At 47.3% G+C, this 20,383-nt stretch carries 18 protein-coding genes; 9 read left to right on the forward strand and 9 right to left on the reverse strand.

Going from position 1 to position 20,383, the window contains the following annotated elements; translation table 11 throughout:
* Positions 1–703: 703 nt before the first annotated feature.
* From L0U89_RS18785 to L0U89_RS18790, 3 genes are all read left to right on the forward strand, one after another.
* Positions 704–1,846 carry a metallophosphoesterase gene (locus L0U89_RS18785; RefSeq protein ID WP_234862931.1) on the forward strand — a complete coding sequence of 381 codons (1,143 nt, stop codon included), beginning with the start codon at positions 704–706 and terminating at the stop codon, positions 1,844–1,846.
* Between the two features lie 75 nt (positions 1,847–1,921).
* Positions 1,922–2,047: a hypothetical protein gene (locus L0U89_RS20490; RefSeq protein WP_255777950.1), complete on the forward strand. Its 126-nt coding sequence runs from the start codon at positions 1,922–1,924 to the stop codon at positions 2,045–2,047.
* Positions 2,048–2,189: 142 nt separating this feature from the next.
* The gene (locus L0U89_RS18790) at positions 2,190–2,651 is read left to right on the forward strand and encodes a nuclear transport factor 2 family protein (protein ID WP_234862932.1); all 462 of its coding nucleotides are present in this window, start codon (positions 2,190–2,192) and stop codon (positions 2,649–2,651) included.
* Positions 2,652–3,380: 729 nt separating this feature from the next.
* Here L0U89_RS18790 and L0U89_RS18795 read toward each other — a convergent pair.
* Genes L0U89_RS18795 through L0U89_RS18805 form a run of 3 tightly spaced genes read right to left on the reverse strand, consistent with a single transcriptional unit; the run spans position 3,381 to position 6,761 of the window.
* The gene (locus L0U89_RS18795; protein WP_234862933.1) at positions 3,381–4,568 is read right to left on the reverse strand and encodes a redoxin domain-containing protein; all 1,188 of its coding nucleotides are present in this window, start codon (positions 4,566–4,568) and stop codon (positions 3,381–3,383) included.
* A gap of 12 nt (positions 4,569–4,580) precedes the next feature.
* A complete protein-coding gene (locus L0U89_RS18800) occupies positions 4,581–5,435 on the reverse strand; it encodes a TIM barrel protein (RefSeq protein ID WP_234862934.1) in 855 nt (284 codons plus the stop codon).
* Positions 5,436–5,447: 12 nt separating this feature from the next.
* Positions 5,448–6,761, reverse strand: coding sequence for a Gfo/Idh/MocA family protein (locus tag L0U89_RS18805; protein WP_234862935.1), 1,314 nt, complete (start codon positions 6,759–6,761; stop codon positions 5,448–5,450).
* Between the two features lie 158 nt (positions 6,762–6,919).
* Between L0U89_RS18805 and rbsK the strand changes: the two genes are divergently transcribed.
* The 6 genes from rbsK to L0U89_RS18835 all read left to right on the forward strand — a co-directional run bounded on the left by rbsK (position 6,920) and on the right by L0U89_RS18835 (position 14,039).
* Positions 6,920–7,852, forward strand: coding sequence for a ribokinase (rbsK, locus tag L0U89_RS18810; protein WP_234862936.1), 933 nt, complete (start codon positions 6,920–6,922; stop codon positions 7,850–7,852).
* Positions 7,853–7,874: 22 nt separating this feature from the next.
* A complete protein-coding gene (locus tag L0U89_RS18815) occupies positions 7,875–9,452 on the forward strand; it encodes an ADP-ribosylglycohydrolase family protein (protein ID WP_234862937.1) in 1,578 nt (525 codons plus the stop codon).
* Positions 9,453–9,479: 27 nt separating this feature from the next.
* Positions 9,480–10,478: a GRP family sugar transporter gene (locus tag L0U89_RS18820; RefSeq protein ID WP_234862938.1), complete on the forward strand. Its 999-nt coding sequence runs from the start codon at positions 9,480–9,482 to the stop codon at positions 10,476–10,478.
* A 212-nt stretch (positions 10,479–10,690) separates the two neighbouring features.
* Positions 10,691–12,076, forward strand: a complete 1,386-nt coding sequence (locus tag L0U89_RS18825) for a nucleoside hydrolase-like domain-containing protein (protein ID WP_234862939.1) — start codon at positions 10,691–10,693, stop codon at positions 12,074–12,076.
* 185 nt (positions 12,077–12,261) lie between these two features.
* Complete coding sequence (locus L0U89_RS18830; protein ID WP_234862940.1) at positions 12,262–13,194, forward strand: hydrogen peroxide-inducible genes activator; 933 nt, start codon at positions 12,262–12,264, stop codon at positions 13,192–13,194.
* Positions 13,195–13,430: 236 nt separating this feature from the next.
* Complete coding sequence (locus L0U89_RS18835) at positions 13,431–14,039, forward strand: thiamine pyrophosphokinase (protein WP_234862941.1); 609 nt, start codon at positions 13,431–13,433, stop codon at positions 14,037–14,039.
* 60 nt (positions 14,040–14,099) lie between these two features.
* Here L0U89_RS18835 and L0U89_RS18840 read toward each other — a convergent pair whose 3' ends face one another.
* The 6 genes from L0U89_RS18840 to L0U89_RS18865 all read right to left on the reverse strand — a co-directional run bounded on the left by L0U89_RS18840 (position 14,100) and on the right by L0U89_RS18865 (position 20,213).
* A complete protein-coding gene (locus tag L0U89_RS18840) occupies positions 14,100–15,425 on the reverse strand; it encodes a sensor histidine kinase (protein ID WP_234862942.1) in 1,326 nt (441 codons plus the stop codon).
* Complete coding sequence (locus tag L0U89_RS18845; RefSeq protein WP_234862943.1) at positions 15,422–16,099, reverse strand: response regulator transcription factor; 678 nt, start codon at positions 16,097–16,099, stop codon at positions 15,422–15,424. The genes L0U89_RS18840 and L0U89_RS18845 overlap by 4 nt, the downstream gene beginning before the upstream one ends.
* Positions 16,096–16,923 (reverse strand): hypothetical protein, encoded by an 828-nt coding sequence (locus L0U89_RS18850; protein ID WP_234862944.1) that lies wholly within the window; start codon positions 16,921–16,923, stop codon positions 16,096–16,098. The genes L0U89_RS18845 and L0U89_RS18850 overlap by 4 nt, the downstream gene beginning before the upstream one ends.
* A 56-nt stretch (positions 16,924–16,979) precedes the next feature.
* Positions 16,980–17,417, reverse strand: coding sequence for a hypothetical protein (locus L0U89_RS18855; protein WP_234862945.1), 438 nt, complete (start codon positions 17,415–17,417; stop codon positions 16,980–16,982).
* A gap of 73 nt (positions 17,418–17,490) precedes the next feature.
* A complete protein-coding gene (gene prmC, locus L0U89_RS18860; RefSeq protein ID WP_369413260.1) occupies positions 17,491–18,435 on the reverse strand; it encodes a peptide chain release factor N(5)-glutamine methyltransferase in 945 nt (314 codons plus the stop codon).
* Between the two features lie 23 nt (positions 18,436–18,458).
* Positions 18,459–20,213, reverse strand: coding sequence for a carbamoyltransferase family protein (locus tag L0U89_RS18865; RefSeq protein ID WP_234862946.1), 1,755 nt, complete (start codon positions 20,211–20,213; stop codon positions 18,459–18,461).
* Positions 20,214–20,383 lie beyond the last annotated feature (170 nt).

Below are 20,383 nucleotides of genomic sequence, written 5' to 3' on the forward strand. Positions count from 1 at the left end.
CTGTAGGAATAAGCTTTGAATACTCATTTATCTGTGTTCATCTGTGAAATTAGTGGCTGGTATTTCTTGCCACGAATGACACGGATTTTCACAGATGGAATTATATGATGTAAGAGGATTAATTCATCTCGTTGGAAGCGAAGGATTCAGCAATCTGTAGGAATAAGCTTTGAATACTCATTTATCTGTGTTCATCTGTGAAATTAGTGGCTGGTATTTCTTGCCACGAATGACACGGATTTTCACAGATGGAATTATATGATGTAAGAGGATTAATTCATTTCGTTGGAATCGAAGGATTCAGCAATCTGTAGGTATTAGCTTTGGATACTCGTTTATCTGTGTTCATCTGTGCTATCTGTGGTTCATTATTTTTAACCACAGATGACGCAGATTTTCACAGATGGAATTAAATGATGTAAGAGGTTTGATTCATCTCGTTGGAAACGAATGACTCAGCAATCAGGAGGTATTTCCTTCGGATAACCTTTTATCTGTGTTCATCTGTGCTATCTGTGGTTTATTTATTTTACCACAGATTACGCAGATTTTCACAGATGGGATTTCATTCGTTGGACCCGGATGAACCGGGAATCCGAAGATGCGACGTTCGGATAGCCCGGATATTTTGATTTTGTGGTATTCGACGGGCCACGGTAGTTTGGCCCGAATATTTTTTGCATCTTCCGATAAAGATTGAACGATGCTGGAAAAGGTCTTGGCTTGGCTGAAAGCCCCCATAGTTTTTTTGTTGAAAAAGCCAGTACAGCGCTTTGCCAAGAAGATTTCATCTTCGCCCAATCGCGAGGCGGTTTTCCACAGGCTGTCGGAAATGTACAAGGACATCACCGAGAACCCGCAGCCCAAGGATGGTGCTTTGTATGAGATGAACTTACAGGACAATTCCTTCATCATCTTCTCGGACCTGCACAAGGGCAACCGCAAGCGTCGGGACGAGTTCAGGTTTTCGGAAAAAAACTACCTCGCCGCCCTGGACCATTACGATAAAAAAGGCTCCTACTACATAAACCTCGGCGACAGCGAGGAATTGTGGAAGTTCAACATCTTCTCTATCCTGCAGCACAACAAGGAGACTTTTGAAGCCGAGAAGCGGTTTGTAAAACGCAATGCCTTTTTCAAGGTCTATGGCAACCATGACCTATTTTGGGAGATCGACCCCTTTTCAAAGATGTACCGGTGGCAGGTCTACGAGAAGCCTGTGAATATCTATGGAGCCATCGTTGTGCGGGTGCCTTTTGGGAAGGGGAAATACATCGATGTCTTCTGTACCCATGGCCATCAGGGCGACAAACGCAGCGATGGGAACAAGTTTTCGATTTGGTTTGTGGCCTATATATGGGGTCCGCTGCAGTCTTTTTTGGATATCAATATCAACACGCCTGCGGTCAGCAAGTCGGAAAAGACCCTGCACAACCGCCTGATGTACGAGTGGAGTCAGCAGCAGGACAATGTGGTCCTTGTCACAGGGCATACCCATCAGCCGATATTTCACTCCTACAGCCACTTGCAACATCTGCGGGCGCAGTTGGAGGAGGCAAAGTCCCGACAGGATGTGGATAAAGTCAAGGATTTGGAAGAGCGGATCGAGCGACACCCGAGTCAGTGTACCTTGGGGGTGCAGGATTTACCCAAGTACAAGCCTACCTATTTCAACGTGGGTTGCTGCTGCTACTCGGATGGCAGTATCACGGGGATTGAGATTGCGGATGGATTCGTGCGCTTGGTGAAGTGGCAGGATGAAGGGAAAGGTTCCGAACGGGAGGTCTTGGAGGAATTGCCGCTGAGTGAGATGCGGGAGATGTTTTTGGAAAAAGTGGGGACATGATAAATGATGAATTCTCAATGGGGAATAATGATGAATGTCGAATTTCGAATGTCGAATAATGAACTTCTATGGACCATGGTCGATAGATTCGTGTTCATGGTGAAGTGGAGGGATGAAGGGAAGGGTTCCGAACGGGAGGCTTTGGAGGAATTGCCACTGAGTGAGATGCGGGAGATGTTTTTGGAAAAAGTGGGGGAATGAGGAGTCGATAATGAAGAATGAAAAATTATGAATTCCCAATTGGGAATAATGATGAATGTCGAATTTCCAATGTCGAATAATGAACTTCTATGGACTATCGTCTATTGACTATTCTCCCACTTATCCACATACCTGAATGCCTATGGAAGAGAACTTGATTGAGCGGTTTTACGGGGCCTTCTCGGCTGGAAAGTCAGAAGAAATGGCTGCGTGCTATAGCGATGCCGTGGAATTTGAGGATCCGGCATTTGGAAAGCTAAAGGGTGCGGAAGCCAAGGCCATGTGGCGGATGCTGCTGGAGCGCTCCAAGGGAGATCTGACCGTGACTTTTGGAGATATCCACAAGGAGGGTGATAGGATTTTGGCCAAATGGGAGGCGGTCTACTTTTTCGGACCGAGTCGAAGAAAAGTTATCAACAAGATTCATGCGGAGTTTCGGGTGCAGGAAGGGAAGATTGTCTGGCACCGGGATAGTTTTGATTTGTGGAAATGGTCCCGGATGGCTTTGGGTTGGAAAGGATGGCTGTTGGGCTGGACGCCGCTGATGCGGAAGAAGATCCAGGCACAGTCAAGGGGATTGCTGAAGCGGTATATGGCTGGGTAGGTTCTTGGTACCTACCAATGACAAGAATCCCAACATCAACAGTTCAACCCCTTTGGGGTTGATCCGAAATTGCATCACACGCTACCCCGGGTTGAAACCCGGGGCTATTCAATGTTCAAGCCCCGTTGGGGGTTTGGCTTCTATTGATACTTCCTTTTTGTTAATGCCAAATTTTAAAATCGGAAAGGTAATTTCATTTTCTATTTTGAATGGAATGCTAATAGGCCTGTCAATTCTTTATTTGAGTCCTTAATGTTACTTTCCATTGTTACTTTTTTCTTGACAAAAAAGTAACCAAAAAGTCAAGAAAGTCCGATCCTATCAGCCCGCGAGGCCCTGGCCGGCCCGGCGGACTTTCACTCCTCCGCGCGAACAAATAAAGATTTATAGTCAGTTTTGGAATAATGGTCACCTTATCCAGACTCGTTCCTGTGGGGAAACGATTAACGACTACTTCGCACACGGTTATCCCCATGAAAACTATGTTCCTCATTTTTGTCAACCTGGCGGAGCGGGGGAATAAGGATTGGAGAAGAAAAGGGTGGATAACTAGTACATTCCAATTACAGAAATGATCCGAAAATGGAAAATGTTGATCCCCCGTTTGGGTTTGTTATCATTGATTTTCCGTAAATGGCAACTTATTAGAATCGGAATGACAAAGAATCGCACATTTCAAACTCCTCACCCCGCCTCCTCATTCATCATTCTAAACTTATCATTTTTCATTCAATAATACCTCCCAATCATCGGGTGGTCGACGATGGCCTTGCGGAGGTCGAGGACCTTGACTTCACCGGGGACTTTGTAGGCGATCTTTCCTCCCGGTTCGATCAACAGGGTCAAAGGAAGGCTGCCGTCCCAATCGTTTTTGACCACTTCGATGATGGCATATTTGTCATCCGTATCCATCAGGTAATTCGGTACTGCCGAGTATTTGCTTTTGAGGAATTTCAACACCTTGTCCTCTTGGTCCGGGGCATCCAAGCTGACCGACACGAACCTGAAATCCCTGCCCCCATACATGCGTTGGATTTCGATGAATTCCGGGTACTCGATGACGCAGGGCCCGCACCAGGTAGCCCAAAAGTTGACGAGGAGGAGTTGGTCGGAGTCGTTCTTGAGCAAATCAGCCAATCCGGCTGTGGATAACTTCTGGACCTCGACGGGTTTTTGCTTCCATTCCTCGTTGGTCTTTTTGGTGTACTCGTTTTTCCAGGCCCATTTTGTCGAGCAGCCAAAGGCAGGGGTGATTGACTTATCCACATCGATGGATTCTCCTGCCAGCGTTTTGTCAATGGCCATCCGTAGGTCTTCGGCATTGGCAGTTCCGGGTTTTTCCGAACCATCAATCCGCCCCGAGTAGCTGAGTTTCCTTTCCTTGTCAAATACAAAAACATGTGGCGTCGCGACCGGTCCGTAGGCTAAGGAATACTGGTGCGAGTCGCCGTCGTAGAGGTAAGGGAAATTGTACTTCTTATCCTCAAAGCGAACTTGCATGCTGGCATAGTCGTCGTTGAGGTCGGTATACCCCAACTCTTCGGGCAAAATCCCGATCGGACTGTTCGGGGAAATGGCGACGAAAGCGACTCCTTTTGATTTGTAGTCATTCACGACACTGATAAACCTATCCTCATAGGCCTGTGCTGTTGGACAATGGTTGCAGGTGAAGTTGATAACCAAAACCGAAGCATCCTTGAAGTCGTCGATGCTTACCCAATTGCCCTCGGTGTCGGGGAGTTTGAAGTAGGGGGCCGGGTCGCCGATGGCCAATTTGCCCACGGGCTGTTCGGTCATTTCCTGGGGATTGGGGCTGAAAGCCTTTTCTTCCTCAACGACGGTTGCCTGCTTCTTCTCGCAAGCGAAGCCAAACATCAGGCAGCAGAAGACCCATGTGGATAACTTTGGAGTTTTCATCTTTTTTGTCATTTATTTGACATAGGAGGCATTATTGAGGTAATCAAAGCTTTTGTGAACGCTTTCCACCGGTTCGAAATTGTAGCGTTCCACCTCCACATAGAAGTCCTTCATGCCTTGTTTGTAGGCTGCTTCAAAAATGGGTTTGAAGTCAATCGTACCGCTGGCACCGATTTCCTCTTCGTCCTTGATGTGGAGGACTGGGAACCTTCCTGCATGCTTTTTGAGATAATCCACGGCAGGATGTCCGCCTTTTTGGGACCAATAGACATCCAACTCAAAGCAGACCAATTTGGGATCCGTATTTTCGATCATGTAGTCCATCATGATTCTTCCTTCGATCGGTTCAAATTCCCGGGCATGGTTGTGGAAGCCAAATAGCAAGCCACCGTCTTTGGCTACCTTTCCGACGGCGTTGTAGTAGTCGCACCATACCTGTAGTTCCTGAAGGGTCTTGGGGATGGGCATCGAGGGTTTGATAATGTATTTGGCCCCCATGGCCTTGTGGTCGTCGACGGCCTTTTTCCAAAATTCCATGATTTCCGCCTGCTTGTTGGCGTCGTATTGTGGACCTCCTACGTGGGCACTTTGCAGTTTCATCCCAAGGTTTTCCACATACGATTTGAATTCCAAGGGATCCATGCCATAGACTTTTCCGTCCCGGTAGCTGGCTGTTTCGAGGTGTTTGTAGCCCATGTTGGCCACTTTTTGCAGGGTTTCCTTGGGGTTTTCCCCCATATCCTTTCGGAGGGAATACAGTTGCAGGCCGATGGGTTTTTTGGCGAAGGCCCAAAGGTTAGTGGGTGCCAAAAGGCTTCCTATCGCCAACGCACCCGATATTTTGAGAAAATCTCTTCTGCTGTCCATGATGTGGATAACTTAAAGGGTATAACCGTTTTCGTAATTGTAATGCAATTTGGCGTTTGCCTTTTTGTCCTTGACAAAGGTTTGTTTCACGGGGTCCCAATTGAGTGGACGACCCAATTCATGGGCGATATTGCCAATGGTGCAGACGATAAGTGTGCTGAGTCCCACTTCAACGGGCACGATGGGGTCTTTTCGCTTGACCACCGAATCGATAAAGTCCCAATAGTGCGGTGGATAACCGAGGTTTGGCCTTTCCAAAGTGGGCTTCAACTCGGGATTCGAGGAATCGAAATTGCCACGGGAGACCTTTATCCAACCTTTGTCACCGATAAACTTCACTCCTTGTCTGCCTTCGTCAAAAGGTCCGACGACCATTTCGACACCGTTGGCATACTGGTAGGTCAAGGGCTGACCTTCTTTTCCGGGAATTACGCGTACAGGCCCATTGCGGTCCATGCCGAGGCCCCATTGGGCGATGTCAAACATATGTGCGCCCCAGTCCGTCATGTAACCTCCGCCGGTTTCCTTGTAAGAACGCCATGCGCCCCAGATCTTTTCATTTTGTTCGGGATTGAGGGTGATGGCGGGGTTGAGGGCTTCGTTGTAGTGGATTTTGGGTAATGGTCCAAGCCAAGTTTGCCAGTCCAAACCTTCGGGCAGTGGCTGTTCCGGAAGGTCATAAGGCTTTGGATGTTCGGGTTGCCCGACGTGTACAAGGACTTTTTCGACTTTGCCGATTTGGCCCTTGAGTACCATCCTGGCGGCATGTTGGAAATTGAGGTCGGACCGCTGCTGACTGCCTACTGCCAGAATTGCCCCGTTTTTTCTCACTGCTTTGGCGAGTTCCTGTCCTTCCTTGATGGTCAAGGTGAGCGGTTTTTCGAGGTAGACATCTTTGCCGGCATTGCAGGCGTCGATGGCCATCAGTGCATGCCAATGGTCAGGACTGGCAATGACCACGGCGTCGATATCCTTTCTGGCAAGCAGGTCTCTGTAATTGGCGTAGACATCGACTTGGGGAACGGGTTTGCCGAGGTCTTTGGAGATTTTATCCACACGCAGTTTGAAACGATCCAGTTTGATTTTGTAGACATCAGCTGCGGCTTTGATTTCAACACCCGGAATCCGCATCATGCCATTGAGGATGCCCATGGCTTGTCTGCCGACCCCGATGAAGCCCAAACGCACTGCGTGCATATCCGCTGGGTTGGGCGTTTGAATGGAATGTGGATAAGTCAAATGCGGGAGGAGGGACAGTGCCGAAGCGCCTAAAATTCCCTTGCCCAAAAAGGACCTTCTGGAGAGGGATTTCTTTTCGTTGTTCATATCGGTTTTGGGGTTTATCGTCTTGAAAATCAACAAATAGCCTTTTGAAATAGATTATTTGGCAGTCTAGGAGTATTTGTTTATAATTCTACTCCAATTTAATTGTTGTAAACAATATTCCATTCCATAATTGCTGATTCACTGTGCCAACTTGATAAATGGCGGGATTCAGCATGTGTAAGGTTATGCAGGCAAAACCCAAAATACTGGTCATCGGTAGTTCCAATATGGACTTGGTGATTCAGGCTGACCATTTTCCTAGACCAGGTGAGACGCTTATTGGCGGGAACTTCTCCATGATTTCGGGAGGAAAAGGCGCCAATCAGGCGGTAGCAGCTGCCAGACTGGGCGGTGACGTTGTGTTTTTGGCGCAAGTGGGCAATGACCCTTTTGGTCAGGTGAATTTGGAAAGCTACGAAAGGGAGGGGATTGATACTTCCTTGATTGAAAGGAATCCTGATTTGCCATCCGGCGTGGCTTTGATAACGGTAAGCGAATCTGGAGAAAATACGATCATTGTTGCCCCAGGGGCAAACGCCGGCATGGATGTGGATAACTTGAAAAAGGCAGCCGACAAGTTTGCTTGGGCGGATGTGGTCTTGCTGCAGCTAGAGATTCCCTTGGAAGTGGTGACGGAGGCCGCAAGGATGGCAAAAGCGCAAGGAAAGAAGGTTATCCTTAATCCGGCGCCTGCCCGGGCCCTGCCCGCCGAACTTTTGGAAAATGTGGATATCATCACTCCCAATGAAACGGAGGCGGAATTTCTCACCGGGATTTCCGTTTCGGATATTTCCTCAGCAGCGCTTGCAGCCGCACGAATCAATGCATCCGGCATCCAAAAGGTGATCATTACCTTGGGTGAAAACGGGGCATTTTTGGCTGACGGGAACACAGAAGAGATCATTCCTACGAAAAGGGTCAAAGCCGTGGATACCACTGCAGCAGGCGATACCTTAAATGGTGCCTTGGCGGTTTCCTTAGGACGGGGCGAAAGTATCAACATGGCAGTATCCTTTGCCCTCAAAGCCGCAACCCTTTCTGTGCAGCGTTTGGGTGCACAATCCTCCATTCCCTATTTGTCCGAACTTTAATCCTACCAAAAACCCAAAAGCCATGTTATCCACATCTCGACTCAGTCTAATCATTGCCTGCTTCACTGTTTTTTTCGCCTGTAAATCCCCAACAGCGGAAGAGGCAACCACCCCTACCTATACCGCGGGGCAGGAGATCAAGATGGACAAGAATATCCTTTTGGACAAAATCAAAGGAGGCTGGGCAGGACAGGTGATTGGTTGCACCTACGGTGGACCCACCGAGTTTAGGTTCAACGGCACCATGATTGGGGATGAGGTTCCGATACCTTGGGATGGAGAGCAAATGCTGTGGTGGTATGAAAATGCGCCAGGTCTCTATGATGACGTATACATGGATTTGACTTTTGTGGATATCTTCGAAAAGCACGGCATCGATGCGCCTGATTCCTTGCATGCGCTTGCCTTTGCCAAGGCTGAATACCAACTTTGGCATGCCAACCAAGCAGCCCGCTACAATATTCTTCAGGGAATGATGCCGCCGGCCTCGGGTTTTTGGAAAAACAATCCCCATGCGGACGATATCGATTTTCAAATTGAGGCCGATTTCGCCGGTCTGATGTCTCCGGGTATGATAAACGCGGCAGCGTTGGTAGGCGATAGGATTGGCCATATCATGAATTATGGCGATGGGGTGTATGGGGGGGTGTATGTCGCAGGCATGTATGCTTTGGCGTTTGTCCACAACGATATGGAATATGTCGTGGAGGAAGCGTTGAAGGCGGTGCCAAAGGAAAGTGAATTCCACCAGTGTATTGCGGATGTCATCCGCTGGCATCGACAGTATCCGGATGACTGGAAGCAAACTTGGTTTGAAGTCCAAAAGAAATGGTCCAATGACAAAGGCTGCCCGGATGGTGTTTTCAAGGCTTTCAATATTGATGCGAAGATTAATGCTGCCTATATCGTCATTGGCCTGCTGTATGGAAATGGCGACTATGGGAAGACCATCGACATCAGCACCCGCTGCGGATTGGATTCCGATTGCAACCCCGCCAATGCCGCGGGGATTTTGGGAACGATGATCGGTTATTCACAAATCCCGGATTATTGGAAGCAGGGCTTGGACAAAGTGGAGGATATGGACTTCAAGTATACCAGCATGTCGCTGAACAAGGTATACGAAATCGGCATGGACCATGCGCTGCAAATGGTTGAAAGAAATGGTGGAAAAGTGGAGGGCGATGAGGTCACTATCCTTTATCAAGTTCCGGAAACCCTTCCGCTTGAAGTGGCCTTCGAGGGTCTTTACCCAACCAAAAGAGGAAATATTTTCAAGAATCTTGATCTGGATAATCCCGAAGTCAAGTTTGCAGCCGAAGGAAAAGGTTTGGTTATCACTGGATATGCGGGCAAAGATGCGGGACTACCTGATGCGGAACTGGTGCTCGACGTATATGTGGATAACCAGGTAGTAGAAAGGGTAAAAATGCCCACTGGATTTCAAAATCGCAAACATGAAGTGTTCTGGAATTACGATTTGACGGAAACCGCACATGAGGTCAAATTGGTACTTATCCACATTCCAAAAGGCTACTCCATCCATGTTCAGGAGTACATCACCTATTCCGGAGTACAGCCTCCAAAGCGAACGTATTGATTCAGCCACATTCTGATTCCCAAAGCCATGTACATCATCGAATCCTATTCTCTTGCCGTCGTCTTTTGCATCATCACCATGCTTTGCTGGGGTTCTTGGGCCAATACCCAAAAGCTCGCCGGGAAGGACTGGCGTTTTGAGTTGTTTTACTGGGATTATGTGCTGGGAATTGTGTTGTTGGCTTTGGTATTTGGGCTGACTTTGGGTAGTACCGGGCAGGCCGGTCGTGGTTTCCTCGTCGATTTGGGACAGGCGGAGATCAAAAGCTATGGCTTGGCCCTGTTTGGTGGCGCGCTTTTCAATTTGGCAAATATCCTGATTGTCGCAGCAATTGCCTATGCGGGGATGTCGGTGGCGTTTCCGGTGGGGATTGGTTTGGCTTTGGTCCTTGGTGTCATTGTCAATTACCTTTCCAACCAACAGGGGAATCCGGTTCTCCTTTTTTCGGGAGTCGCTTTGGTCGTAGCGGCTATTGTACTGGATGCGCTGGCCTATCGAAGACTGGCGAGCACAAACCAGAAAAACCCAAGGGTTGGTTTGATGTTGGCCTTGGTGGGTGGGTTCTTGATGTCTTTTTTCTATTGGTTTGTCGCCCAGTCAATGTCTTTGGAGTTTTCCACACCTGAGGTGGGCAAATTCACGCCTTATGGGGCGGTATTCATATTTTCAATCGGGATTCTATTGAGCAATTTTCTCTTCAATACTGTCTTGATGAAAAGGCCGATTGAGGGAAAACCCTTAGTCATGGCTGATTATTTTGCGGGAAAGCTTCCCGTACACATGGTAGGTATTTTGGGTGGAATCATCTGGTGCATCGGTATGTCCTTCAGCATCATCGCAGCCGAAAAGGCGGGGCCCGCAATTTCCTATGGACTTGGACAAGGCGCAACGATGGTGGCGGCGTTTTGGGGCGTATTCATATGGCGGGAGTTTCGTGCTGCGCCCAAGGGAACCAATGGCCTAATCGCGGGGATGTTTGCGCTGTTTATACTTGGTTTGAGTTTGATTGTGTACGCTGGGATGTAGTCTCATAAAGCCATTCCGTTTGGATGGGGAATTGGCGAAAGTCAAAGTTATCCACATCCTTGATCGGCGTTGTTTTTCGATCGTTAACTCGGTGGTTGAATCAATTTATTGCTAGCATGAAAACGCGGGAATTCATTCTTTTTTGTTCGTTGGTCGTCTTTGGGTCTTGTGGATTTTCGAGCCAGGAAAAGTCCGAGTCCAAACCCCAGAAAATGAGGACCGTCATCCTTACCGATATGACGCATGACGACGGAAATTCGCTCATTCGGTACTTGTATTATTCCTCTCTTTTTGATCTTGAGGGGCTGATTGTGACCAATCAGCTGCCTGATTACAAGTACAACGAATCAGGGCCTTGGGACAAGGCGATGGGAATTTTGTCTGCCTACAAGGAGGAGTTGCCGCAATTGAGAAAACACGATCCTGATCTCCCTGATGCCGAACAATTGCTCGCCGTGACCAAGCGTGGACGTGGGAACATACCCATCATTTGGTTGACAAACACGCTGTATTTCTCCAACAATATCGCTGACAGGTATGTCACGAGTGAATGGGATTCGGTGTATTTCCATGATTGGATTGGGGAAGGCCTTAATCCACAGGGTGATTCCAAGGACTCCGAGGGGAGTGATTGGTTGGTGGGTGTTTTCGAAAAAGACGATGACCGGCCGATTTACGTACAGGCATGGGGAGGCACCATCACATTTGTACAGGCGTTGCACAGGTATCGGCAAAAACATGGGGAGGAAAAGTTTCGACAGTTGCTTCCGAAGATCCATTTGTTTGGCATCCTCTTTCAGGACATTTCATTTGAGTATTTTGCTGATTTCGAAAAAATGAAGGAATTCACTTGTGCCGATTTTGGCACCGCCATTCCGACTTATCAACAGGACCCTGTAGACTTGGGGATGGTGTTATATGACAACGGACATTTTTGGCATTATGTGTTTTCAAGGGATTCTACCTGGCAAAAACCGATGAAGGCAGAGGAGGTACGCGGACATGGACCAATGTCCGAGTTGTACGATAATGGCGGTGAAGGGGATACCCCGGCATTTTTGTTTTTGCTCAGTGCGGCTTTGGGACTCAATGACCCGGCAGACCCTACGCAGGGTAGTTGGGGAAGTTTGTTCAAGCCCATGGGAACGGAATTTCCGGGCACTTATTTCAGCACCTGTGATGTGGATAAGTATGAATTGGTGAGGTGGGCCCCTGCAGCAAGGAATAGTTTTTTGAATCGCCTGCAGTGGTCTGTACGCTCACCGGCCGAGGTGAACCATGAACCAATAGCCTCGGTCAACGGGGATGCTTCTGCCAGTATCCTGTATCTCCAAGTGAAGCCTGGCGAAAAAGTCCATTTGGATGCTTCGGGTTCAAGTGACCCCGATGGGGACGCAATTTCATTTCACTGGTGGAGGTATCAGCCCGCCGACAACTATCCTGGCAATGTGGAAATCATCGATCCTGCCGCTTCGGCCATCACCTTGCAGATTCCACAAGATATTGGAGACCGAGTTATCCACATCGTGCTGACGGTTGAGGACAAAGGTGCGCCTGCCCTGCAGCGGTACAAGCGGGTAATCATCAAGGCCGGATGAAAGTATTTTCGTGATAGTCTGGCAAAGGTGTTCTTTGCGGAAAATGCGGTAATGCATCTGGTAGTCATGCCCTCTTAATAACCTCCGACTGTTAGAGGACCTTCGGCGGCACTATTTTTATTTAAATTGATTCTAAATAAAAACAAAAACATTGATATCTTTGCCATCATTGAAACCGAGGAATCATGACGATTCAACAGTTGGAATATATCATCGCCGTGGATAAGTATCGGCATTTCGGCCATGCGGCTGAATCATGCTTTGTGACGCAGCCTACGCTGAGTGCCCAAGTGAACAAATTGGAGCGGGAATTGGATGTGATATTGTTTGACAGGTCCAAGATGCCGGTGATTCCTACCGAGATTGGCACTCAAATCATCGAGCAGGCCAAACGCGTCGTTTCTGAAAGCAAGGGCATCATGGAGTTGGTAGCGCAGCTGAAGGGGGACGTCAGTGGGGTTATCAAATTGGGTATCATACCGACTTTAGCACCCTATCTTTTACACAGGTTTATCAAGTCATTTTTGGAAAAGTATCCACACGTGAAGCTTCAAGTCGAAGAGACGGTCACCGAGGAAATTGTGCGAAAGCTGAAAAACGACGAGTTGGACTTGGGGATTGTGGCGACACCTTTGGAGGAACCGGGCATTGTGGAAAAGCCGATGTTCTACGAGAAGTTTTTGGTGTACCTCTCCGAACACCATCCGCTTTCCAGCAAGTCCAAGATCAGTCCTAAGGATTTGGAATCCGACGATATGTGGATGCTGCAGCAGGGTCATTGTTTTCGCGATCAAGTTCTGAACCTTTGCAACCAATCCAAATTTCAGCGCATGAACTTTCACTATGAAAGTGGCTCGCTCGAAGGCCTCAGAAACATGGTCAACCAGTACAAAGGAATAACCTTGCTTCCAGAGTTATCCACATTGTCCATGGATGAAGAGGAAAAGAAGCGACTTAGGCCATTTGAGGGGGAGGTACCCATGCGCGAGATCAGTATCGTCTTGACCAGAAGCTTTTTGAAGCGGAAGCTCGTCGAACTGCTTTACCACGAGATTTGCAATGCTATTCCACAAGCTATGACGTCGAAGGCACACGGCAAGGTGGTGAGGTTTAAGTGAGGTTTTGAACCAAGTACGAAGTACAAAGTAAAAAGGCGGGTGTGGAAAAGCTGCCGGCGGTTTCGTCTCTTTACATGCCCCATGAAGATTCTATCGACGATCGTGCCTGCCAAACCGCCTTACAGCACCCAATGAACCAATCAAATTGCTCTGTAACGAAGTAACTTTTTAACCTTCCAAACCTTTTAACTCAATAACCCAATAACTTTGTAACCCAATAACCTTCCAATTTCCCCATGTCCTCCCATCATTTTGTCAAGGAAAATCAAGAGCCGGCTTTGTTGATATTGGAGACCGAAGACCTGTCATTTGAGACAGTAGCACCCCTGTTGGAATGGGTGCCCACCGTGTTGGTAAGTCAAACTGAGGTTTGGACAGTGATTTCTTGGGGGATCAAAATCGATGTCATCTTGGCTGACTTGGACTTCCAAAGGGCAAATTTTCATTTATTGGAAGAGCAATATCCCGTGAAGTTCCTTGGGGTGCAGCAGGGTAAATATTTCCAAGAGGGCCTTCAATATCTCGTTGCAACCAAGCATTATGCTGTCAACATTATCGGCTTGGCGCCTTGGGAGTTTGAAGTTTTTCCCAGTAAGGAGCTAGGTTTGGATATCGTATTGTGGAAAAATGGCATTCGGTATTTTCCCATTGCAGGAGGACGCTTCAGGAAATGGTTTCCGAAAGGAGAAATCAGGGTCTATGCGTCGGAAGAATCCCTATTTTCCTTTGGCTTCGGCGGGAAGTTATCCACATTGCAAGTCGTTGGGGAGGTGGTTTTCCCAACCCAGGAAGGCTCTTTGGAAATTTTGGCCCCCTGCCCTTTTTGGATTGGAGAAAAAATATAAAATGGATTTTTGATAGGTTATCCACAATGGTGTGGCTTTTTCCCAATAAAAAAGGGCCCCTTAATTGTTTGTTGGAAGGAGAAAGCTAACCAGAGTGCCTTTGTTGTCACTTTCAAGCTGTACTTGAATCCCTAAAAAAAGGGCGATCTTATGCATTAGCAGCAATCCAAAGCCTGAGCGGTCGTTTTGCGCATCCTTCAAAAAGACGGTTCCGCTTTGGATTTGCTCCATGATTTCTTTCGGGATGCCAGGCCCCTGATCGGAAATTTGTATTTCGAGATGACCTGATTTTTGCAGTAGTCTCATATCGATTCTGGTGCTTTCACCTGCATACTTCAATGCGTTGGTCAGGGCATTTTGAATCATGATACGAAAAAGCGATACATTGCTTGGCCCCCACACATGCTTTCCTGCGGCGTGGAATTGGAGCTTGATTTTTTTCTCCTCCGCAGCGATTTCCCATTCTTCGTGGATATCAGCCAATAACTTATCCACATGGATCGTCTCATCTTTGACAAATTGGGCATTGTTGACCTTGGAAATCAAAAGCAGGGAATTCACCACCTTCTTCATTTCCTGTACAGTACTTTGCATATCCATGAGCTTTTGCATCTGCGATTCGCTCAAATCCGGCGCAGCAAAGAATACTTCAATTTTGGATTGCAATACCGAAATCGGGGTCTTGAGTTCATGGGAAGCATGGGATATAAACTCCCTTTCTTGGTTGAAGGCTTTTTGGATTCGCTTCATCATATCGCCGATCGCATCGTCCAACACCCGGAACTCAGCGGTATTGGTAGATAAGGGTTGATGGGAAAACTGCTGCGGTTCCTTGATTTGGGATAGCTTTTCGCTCACCAAACGCAATAGCGGCTTCATGATCCACTTGTTGAAAGCGGCATCCAGAAAAATCGTGAGCACCAGAAATCCAAAAACAGTGAAGTATAGGATTCTGAAGACGATCGATTCGATATCTTGGATCGTTTGCAAGCTTCTCCCGATCTCAAGGAGGTAAAATTCTTCCTCAAACTCGAACATGAAGGAACTTACGCGGTAGGTCACGGCCACATTGTCCAATATCCGATCTTCTGTATAGATCGAGTCGAGATAGAAAGGTTCGGAGATTTTTTCGAGCAGGATGTATTCTTCCTTCAGGATATTGTAGCTGCCAAAACCATCTTCGCCGCTCCCATCTTCAAAGAAATTGACCATGCCTTCTTCCCTGATGATATCCAAGACCTGTTCGCGCTTCGACAAGAGCTGCTTGTCGGTGTTTCGCAGGGCATAGTATTGGAGGATCTTTGGTGCTGCAACGATGAATAGCAATAAAATCAATCCTTTTCCCAAAAGATTGAACAAAAGCATCTTTGTGCTGAGGCGCATCATTGGGCTTTGATTTTGTATCCGATGCCGCGGATCGTTTCCAACCAAGAGACATCCCCAAATTCTCCGAGCTTTTTACGGATGTTTTTGATATGCACATCGATAAAATTGGATTGGTAATCATCCTCTATATGATCACCCCAAAGGTGTTCTGATAGCTGGTAGCGGTTGATGACGCGGTTTTTGTGGAGGATAAGAAAATGCAGCACGTTGAATTCCTTCTTTGTGAGATTGATTTCCGATTCTCCAAAAATGACTTTTCGGCTCCCCAAATCCAATTTAAAGGAGCCAATATTGATTTCTTCACGATTCCAGCCGCTTTTTCGTCGGAGGATGGCAGCCATGCGGGCTTTCAGTTCCAAGAGGGAAAAAGGTTTTGCGAGGTAGTCGTCGGCACCCTTTTCCAGACCCAAAACACGGTCGTTGACTTCGGTCCTTGCGGTCAGGATAATGGTTACGGCGTGTGGTTGGGCCTTCTGGATTTCCGACAACAGCCCCATGCCATCGCCGTCGGGCAATCCCAGGTCAAGAAGGATAAAATCGTAGGTATTGATTGCGATGTTTTCCGATGCATCAGCGTGCCGTTCGCTGTGGTCCACAATGTATCCTTCGTCCCGCAGGAAGGCCTTGATTTCCTTGGCCAGCTGTTTTTCGTCTTCAATTAGGAGAATTCTCATTTCTTTCTTTGAATGGGTATTGCATGGGAAAGTCCCAGGGAAAAGACAAATCGATTTTCCGAATTGTCAAATTCGGCAGTATTCATGGGCATTACGTATCTGGTTTCGAATTCGAGGTCCCAGCCCCCAATTCCAAAAACCAGAGGCATGCTGGCTTCAGCGCTCAGCAACTTGAATTTGCTGAATTCATGCGAAGTAAAATTGCTTTCCTCAAATCCGCCCATCCAATAAAATTGACTTGTGCCTGCAAGTAGCTCGAAGGTCGGTTCAAAGGAAACCATGACGGCTTTGAACAATTTTTGGTCAAATTGGAAATACCTGGAATGTGTCATGCTGGCGAAAAAATCGGGATGTTCATTGAATAAGCCCTGTACTTGGAAGGTCGAATAAAGAACATTCCAGTCCAAGCCAAAGGTGGTTTGCAACAATCCCAAGTTTTGGATGCCGATCACTTCGCTCATATCCGTCACGAAGTATTGGCTATAGCTGAGGTGTACGTCTGTCTTTTTTCCCAGTTCCTTGGCATAGCCCAAAGTGGCAGCATATTGAAAAGGGACCTCGGTTTGAAGGAATTTGAATGCCCCCAGATTCATGTACAAGCCACCGTCCAACATGTACATTGCATCGAAGTTGATGAAGGGAATGGTTTGTCCGAAATCCCTACCGAGGAAGGTGAACGCGTTTTGGTATTTTCCGCTGAGGATGATGAAACCAGTTTTTGGGTAGTTTTCCTCCGTATACGATGAATCGGATTCCTGTGCCAGGACTTTTTCCGACACAAGGGACAATACGATTGAGATAACTAGAAAAACTCTTTTCTTCATTTGTATCCACGATTTCAAATGTGGAAAAAAACTCAAGTGATTAAGCTACGCGCCCATCAAATCCGGGCCCCTGGACGGCGAATGGGTCTGATTGGTCTATTGGGAAGAGGTCTGTTGGGCCTTACGACCGGCACGGAAGGCCTTGCCGCAGGAACTCTCAAGTTGGGACGATTGCCGGCGTTGGGTCGCTCGATACGATTTTGGCGCATTTGGTTGGCAATCGACTTTCCCTGTTTGGCATTTCCAGTTGTTTCCACATGTCCATTTGCACCTTGTGCAGGCGGGGTCTGTAGGGAACTTCTACGGGCTGCACTAGAAATACTCACTCCGCGTTGTCTTGGCCCTGCCGGCGTCGCTGACGAAGGCGTGTTTCCGACGACAGGATCCGACTTTCTTTCGATCACCGGAATCTTGGGATCTTTGCCTCCCTGTGTCTGTGCCACGAGACTTACGGTGGAGAAGAAAAGAAAGGTTACCAAAAGCAGGGTTTTCATGGGTTTTTTGGATAATGATACCGTAAAGCACGCAATGGAACATGAAGAATTGATGAAGTTACCTTCATCGAATTCAAATGTTTCCGGGGGATACTCCCTTTACCATCCGTTCTTTGCCGTTGATATCGGACTTTTTTTCGACTTCTGCATATCCGAGACCTTTCAGCAATTGGCAGACTTCCTCCGCTTTGGTTTCATTCGTTTCGAAATAGAGACTTCCTCCGGTACGAAGGGCCTGTTTCGCTTTTTGCGCAATGATGCGATAAAAAAGCAAGGGATCCTCATCTTCGACAAAAAGGGCTAAATGCGGTTCGTGATCCAAGACATTCGGAAGCATTTGGTCTTTTTCTGATGCGAGCACGTATGGCGGATTGCTTACGACAATATCCAAATCAGACAAGCCAATGGGTTCACTGAGAATATCTTTATGTATAAACTGCACGTTGGCACCGAGAAGGCGGTTGTTTTTTTTGGCTACCTCCAAAGCATCCGCACTAATATCCATTCCATAGACATTCGCGTTTTTCATCTCTAAATCTAGCGTGATGGGAATGCATCCCGAACCCGTTCCAACATCCAATATCTTTGGATTGGGTGATTTGTTTTCTTGCAAAATCCAATGTACCAACTCCTCCGTCTCGTTTCTGGGAATGAGGACCGAGGGATCGACGATGAATTCCCTGCCATAGAAGGGCGCCTTTCCGAGAATGTATTGGATCGGTTTGTTCAATAACAACTGGCGAAACGCCTCACTGAGGCTATCTGGAATACTTTCGATTTGGATTTCACTCGCCAAATCAGATTTTTTTAATCCCAAATTTTCCTCAAAGAGCCATGATACGAGGCTTTCGGCTTCTGGCTTTGGGTAACTTTCGGAAAGTTGATTGACAAACTCGAAAAAGATATCCTTCGCTTTCTTCATGTAGTTGGAAGTCTGATGGTTTTGCGAAGTTAGGTTGGCAACGCACCAAAAAGAAGGGATTTGTCTTCCGGCTACAAACAAAAAAGGGGCACACATGGCGCCCCTTTTTGATGTCTCATTTATTTTTCTACAATTTCCATCATCATTCTTTCCTCCAAGCCAGAAAGGGAGACTGTTTTTTTGACAAGCAGAAAGTTTCCCAACACCAGTGCATCCAGGCCATTGGAATAGAAACAGCGGATCGCATCTTTGGGTGATTCGACGACTGGTTCACCTTGAATGTTGAAGCTTGTATTGAGTACGACTGGAACGCCAGTCTTTTTGCCGAGTTTCTCGATGACTTCATAGTACCGCGGATGCATTTCCTTGCGCACAGTCTGTACGCGCGCGCTGCCGTCCACGTGGGTGATGGCGGGAATGACGGATTGCTGTTCCGGCAATACATTGCAAACCTTCAACATGAATGGCGCTTCGACTTCCAGGTCAAAGAATTCATTTTTCGCTTCTACAATTACAGAAGGAGCGAAAGGCCTGTATGCTTCCCGGAATTTGATTTCGGAATTGATCTTGGCCTTCATATCCGGGAATGCCGGATTGGCCAAGATGCTTCGGCTTCCCAAAGCCCGCGGCCCAATTTCCATCGGACCTTGGAACCATCCGATGATTTTACCCTGCTCTAGCAACGTAGCTGCTACTTCACAGATATCCTCGTGTTCCGTGTAGGTGAGTTTGCAGGATTTCAGCACTTTTTCGATTTCGGCATTGCTGTATTCCGTGCCGATGTAAGGATTCAGGTGTACGAATTTCCTTGGCTGCTTGAGCATACCATTGTACAGATAAAATGCTGCGCCGATCGCCGTTCCGTTGTCCCCAGCAGCCGGCATGACGTAGACATCTTTGAATTTGCTTTCGCGCACGATTCTCCCATTCATGACGCTGTTGAGGGAAACACCTCCGGATATGACAAGATAGTCCGCATTGGTCTTTTCATGCAGGATTTCGCAGATCTGAAGTACTTTGTCTTCCAGCACTTTCTGAAATGCCGCCGCCACGTCCATGTGGTATTTTTCAAATTCCTCGCCGTGCTTTCTCGGTCTACCAAATGTTTGGATGAACTTGGGAGAGAGGTGGGAATCGGCACCTGACTGCATTTTTTGGAAGTTGAAGTAGCTGAGGTCCAGCGTGACTTCACCTTTTGCGTTGACGTGGACGATTTTCTCTACGATATCGTAGAATACCTTTGGATCTCCCATCGGTGCAAGGCCCATTGTTTTCCCTTCGTCGTAATTCGTCCGAAACCCACAGAATTGGGTTACGGCTTCGTAGAATGAACCCAAAGAATGTGGGAAAAATGTCTCGCCAAACTGTTCTATGCGATTTCCATCGCCATATCCCAAAAAGGTACAACCCCATTCGCCCGAGCCGTCAAGGCCCAACAATGCGGCCTTTTTGTAAGGTGAGACCATAAATGATCCTGGCGCATGGCTGAAATGATGTGGGATGAAATGCACCTTTGGACCGATGTTTTCCGATTCATAGATTCCCTTGTACCAGCGCCAAAACTGCTTTTGCCTGCGGTAGGCATGTACAAATTCGTGGCTGACCAAATAGCGCAGGCTTGTTGGATTACTCAATCCGTACCTGATCTTTTTGCCGATATACAGATCAGGTTTGATCGATACGGCGATGTGGTCAATGTCTTTGAAGCTGAGGTTTGCCATTTTTAGGCAACGCTCGATAGCCAATTGCGGAAAAAGCTTGGTGTGTTTGTCGCGGTTCAATCGTTCTTCTTCGATTGCCGCCACCAATCTGCCGTCTACCACGATACAGGCTGTGGAATCGTGGAAATAGTAGTTCAATCCTAAAATAACCATAATAGAAAATTGGGTGAGTTGGGTGACTTACCGATGTAATTAAACATGTTTCGGGTTTGAAAATTACCAATTAAAATTATTTATGTTCAATTTTTTCGAAATATTTTTTCGTTGTCAAAAAAGCGAAAAAAACATTCAATAAATTGTCGCATATCTGGCATCAACATGCG

The sequence above is a fragment of the Mariniradius sediminis genome (assembly GCF_021491425.1).
Classification (GTDB): domain Bacteria; phylum Bacteroidota; class Bacteroidia; order Cytophagales; family Cyclobacteriaceae; genus Mariniradius; species Mariniradius saccharolyticus.

Bases quoted from the DNA above. Each gene is read 5' to 3' on its own strand.
- L0U89_RS18785 (WP_234862931.1), top strand. From the start codon at position 704: ATGCTGGAAAAGGTCTTGGCTTGGCTGAAAGCCCCCATAGTTTTTTTG.
- L0U89_RS20490 (WP_255777950.1), top strand. From the start codon at position 1,922: ATGGTCGATAGATTCGTGTTCATGGTGAAGTGGAGGGATGAAGGGAAG.
- L0U89_RS18790 (WP_234862932.1), top strand. From the start codon at position 2,190: ATGGAAGAGAACTTGATTGAGCGGTTTTACGGGGCCTTCTCGGCTGGA.
- L0U89_RS18795 (WP_234862933.1), bottom strand. From the start codon at position 4,568: ATGAAAACTCCAAAGTTATCCACATGGGTCTTCTGCTGCCTGATGTTT.
- L0U89_RS18800 (WP_234862934.1), bottom strand. From the start codon at position 5,435: ATGGACAGCAGAAGAGATTTTCTCAAAATATCGGGTGCGTTGGCGATA.
- L0U89_RS18805 (WP_234862935.1), bottom strand. From the start codon at position 6,761: ATGAACAACGAAAAGAAATCCCTCTCCAGAAGGTCCTTTTTGGGCAAG.
- rbsK (WP_234862936.1), top strand. From the start codon at position 6,920: ATGGCGGGATTCAGCATGTGTAAGGTTATGCAGGCAAAACCCAAAATA.
- L0U89_RS18815 (WP_234862937.1), top strand. From the start codon at position 7,875: ATGTTATCCACATCTCGACTCAGTCTAATCATTGCCTGCTTCACTGTT.
- L0U89_RS18820 (WP_234862938.1), top strand. From the start codon at position 9,480: ATGTACATCATCGAATCCTATTCTCTTGCCGTCGTCTTTTGCATCATC.
- L0U89_RS18825 (WP_234862939.1), top strand. From the start codon at position 10,691: ATGAGGACCGTCATCCTTACCGATATGACGCATGACGACGGAAATTCG.
- L0U89_RS18830 (WP_234862940.1), top strand. From the start codon at position 12,262: ATGACGATTCAACAGTTGGAATATATCATCGCCGTGGATAAGTATCGG.
- L0U89_RS18835 (WP_234862941.1), top strand. From the start codon at position 13,431: ATGTCCTCCCATCATTTTGTCAAGGAAAATCAAGAGCCGGCTTTGTTG.
- L0U89_RS18840 (WP_234862942.1), bottom strand. From the start codon at position 15,425: ATGATGCGCCTCAGCACAAAGATGCTTTTGTTCAATCTTTTGGGAAAA.
- L0U89_RS18845 (WP_234862943.1), bottom strand. From the start codon at position 16,099: ATGAGAATTCTCCTAATTGAAGACGAAAAACAGCTGGCCAAGGAAATC.
- L0U89_RS18850 (WP_234862944.1), bottom strand. From the start codon at position 16,923: ATGAAGAAAAGAGTTTTTCTAGTTATCTCAATCGTATTGTCCCTTGTG.
- L0U89_RS18855 (WP_234862945.1), bottom strand. From the start codon at position 17,417: ATGAAAACCCTGCTTTTGGTAACCTTTCTTTTCTTCTCCACCGTAAGT.
- prmC (WP_369413260.1), bottom strand. From the start codon at position 18,435: ATGTGTGCCCCTTTTTTGTTTGTAGCCGGAAGACAAATCCCTTCTTTT.
- L0U89_RS18865 (WP_234862946.1), bottom strand. From the start codon at position 20,213: ATGGTTATTTTAGGATTGAACTACTATTTCCACGATTCCACAGCCTGT.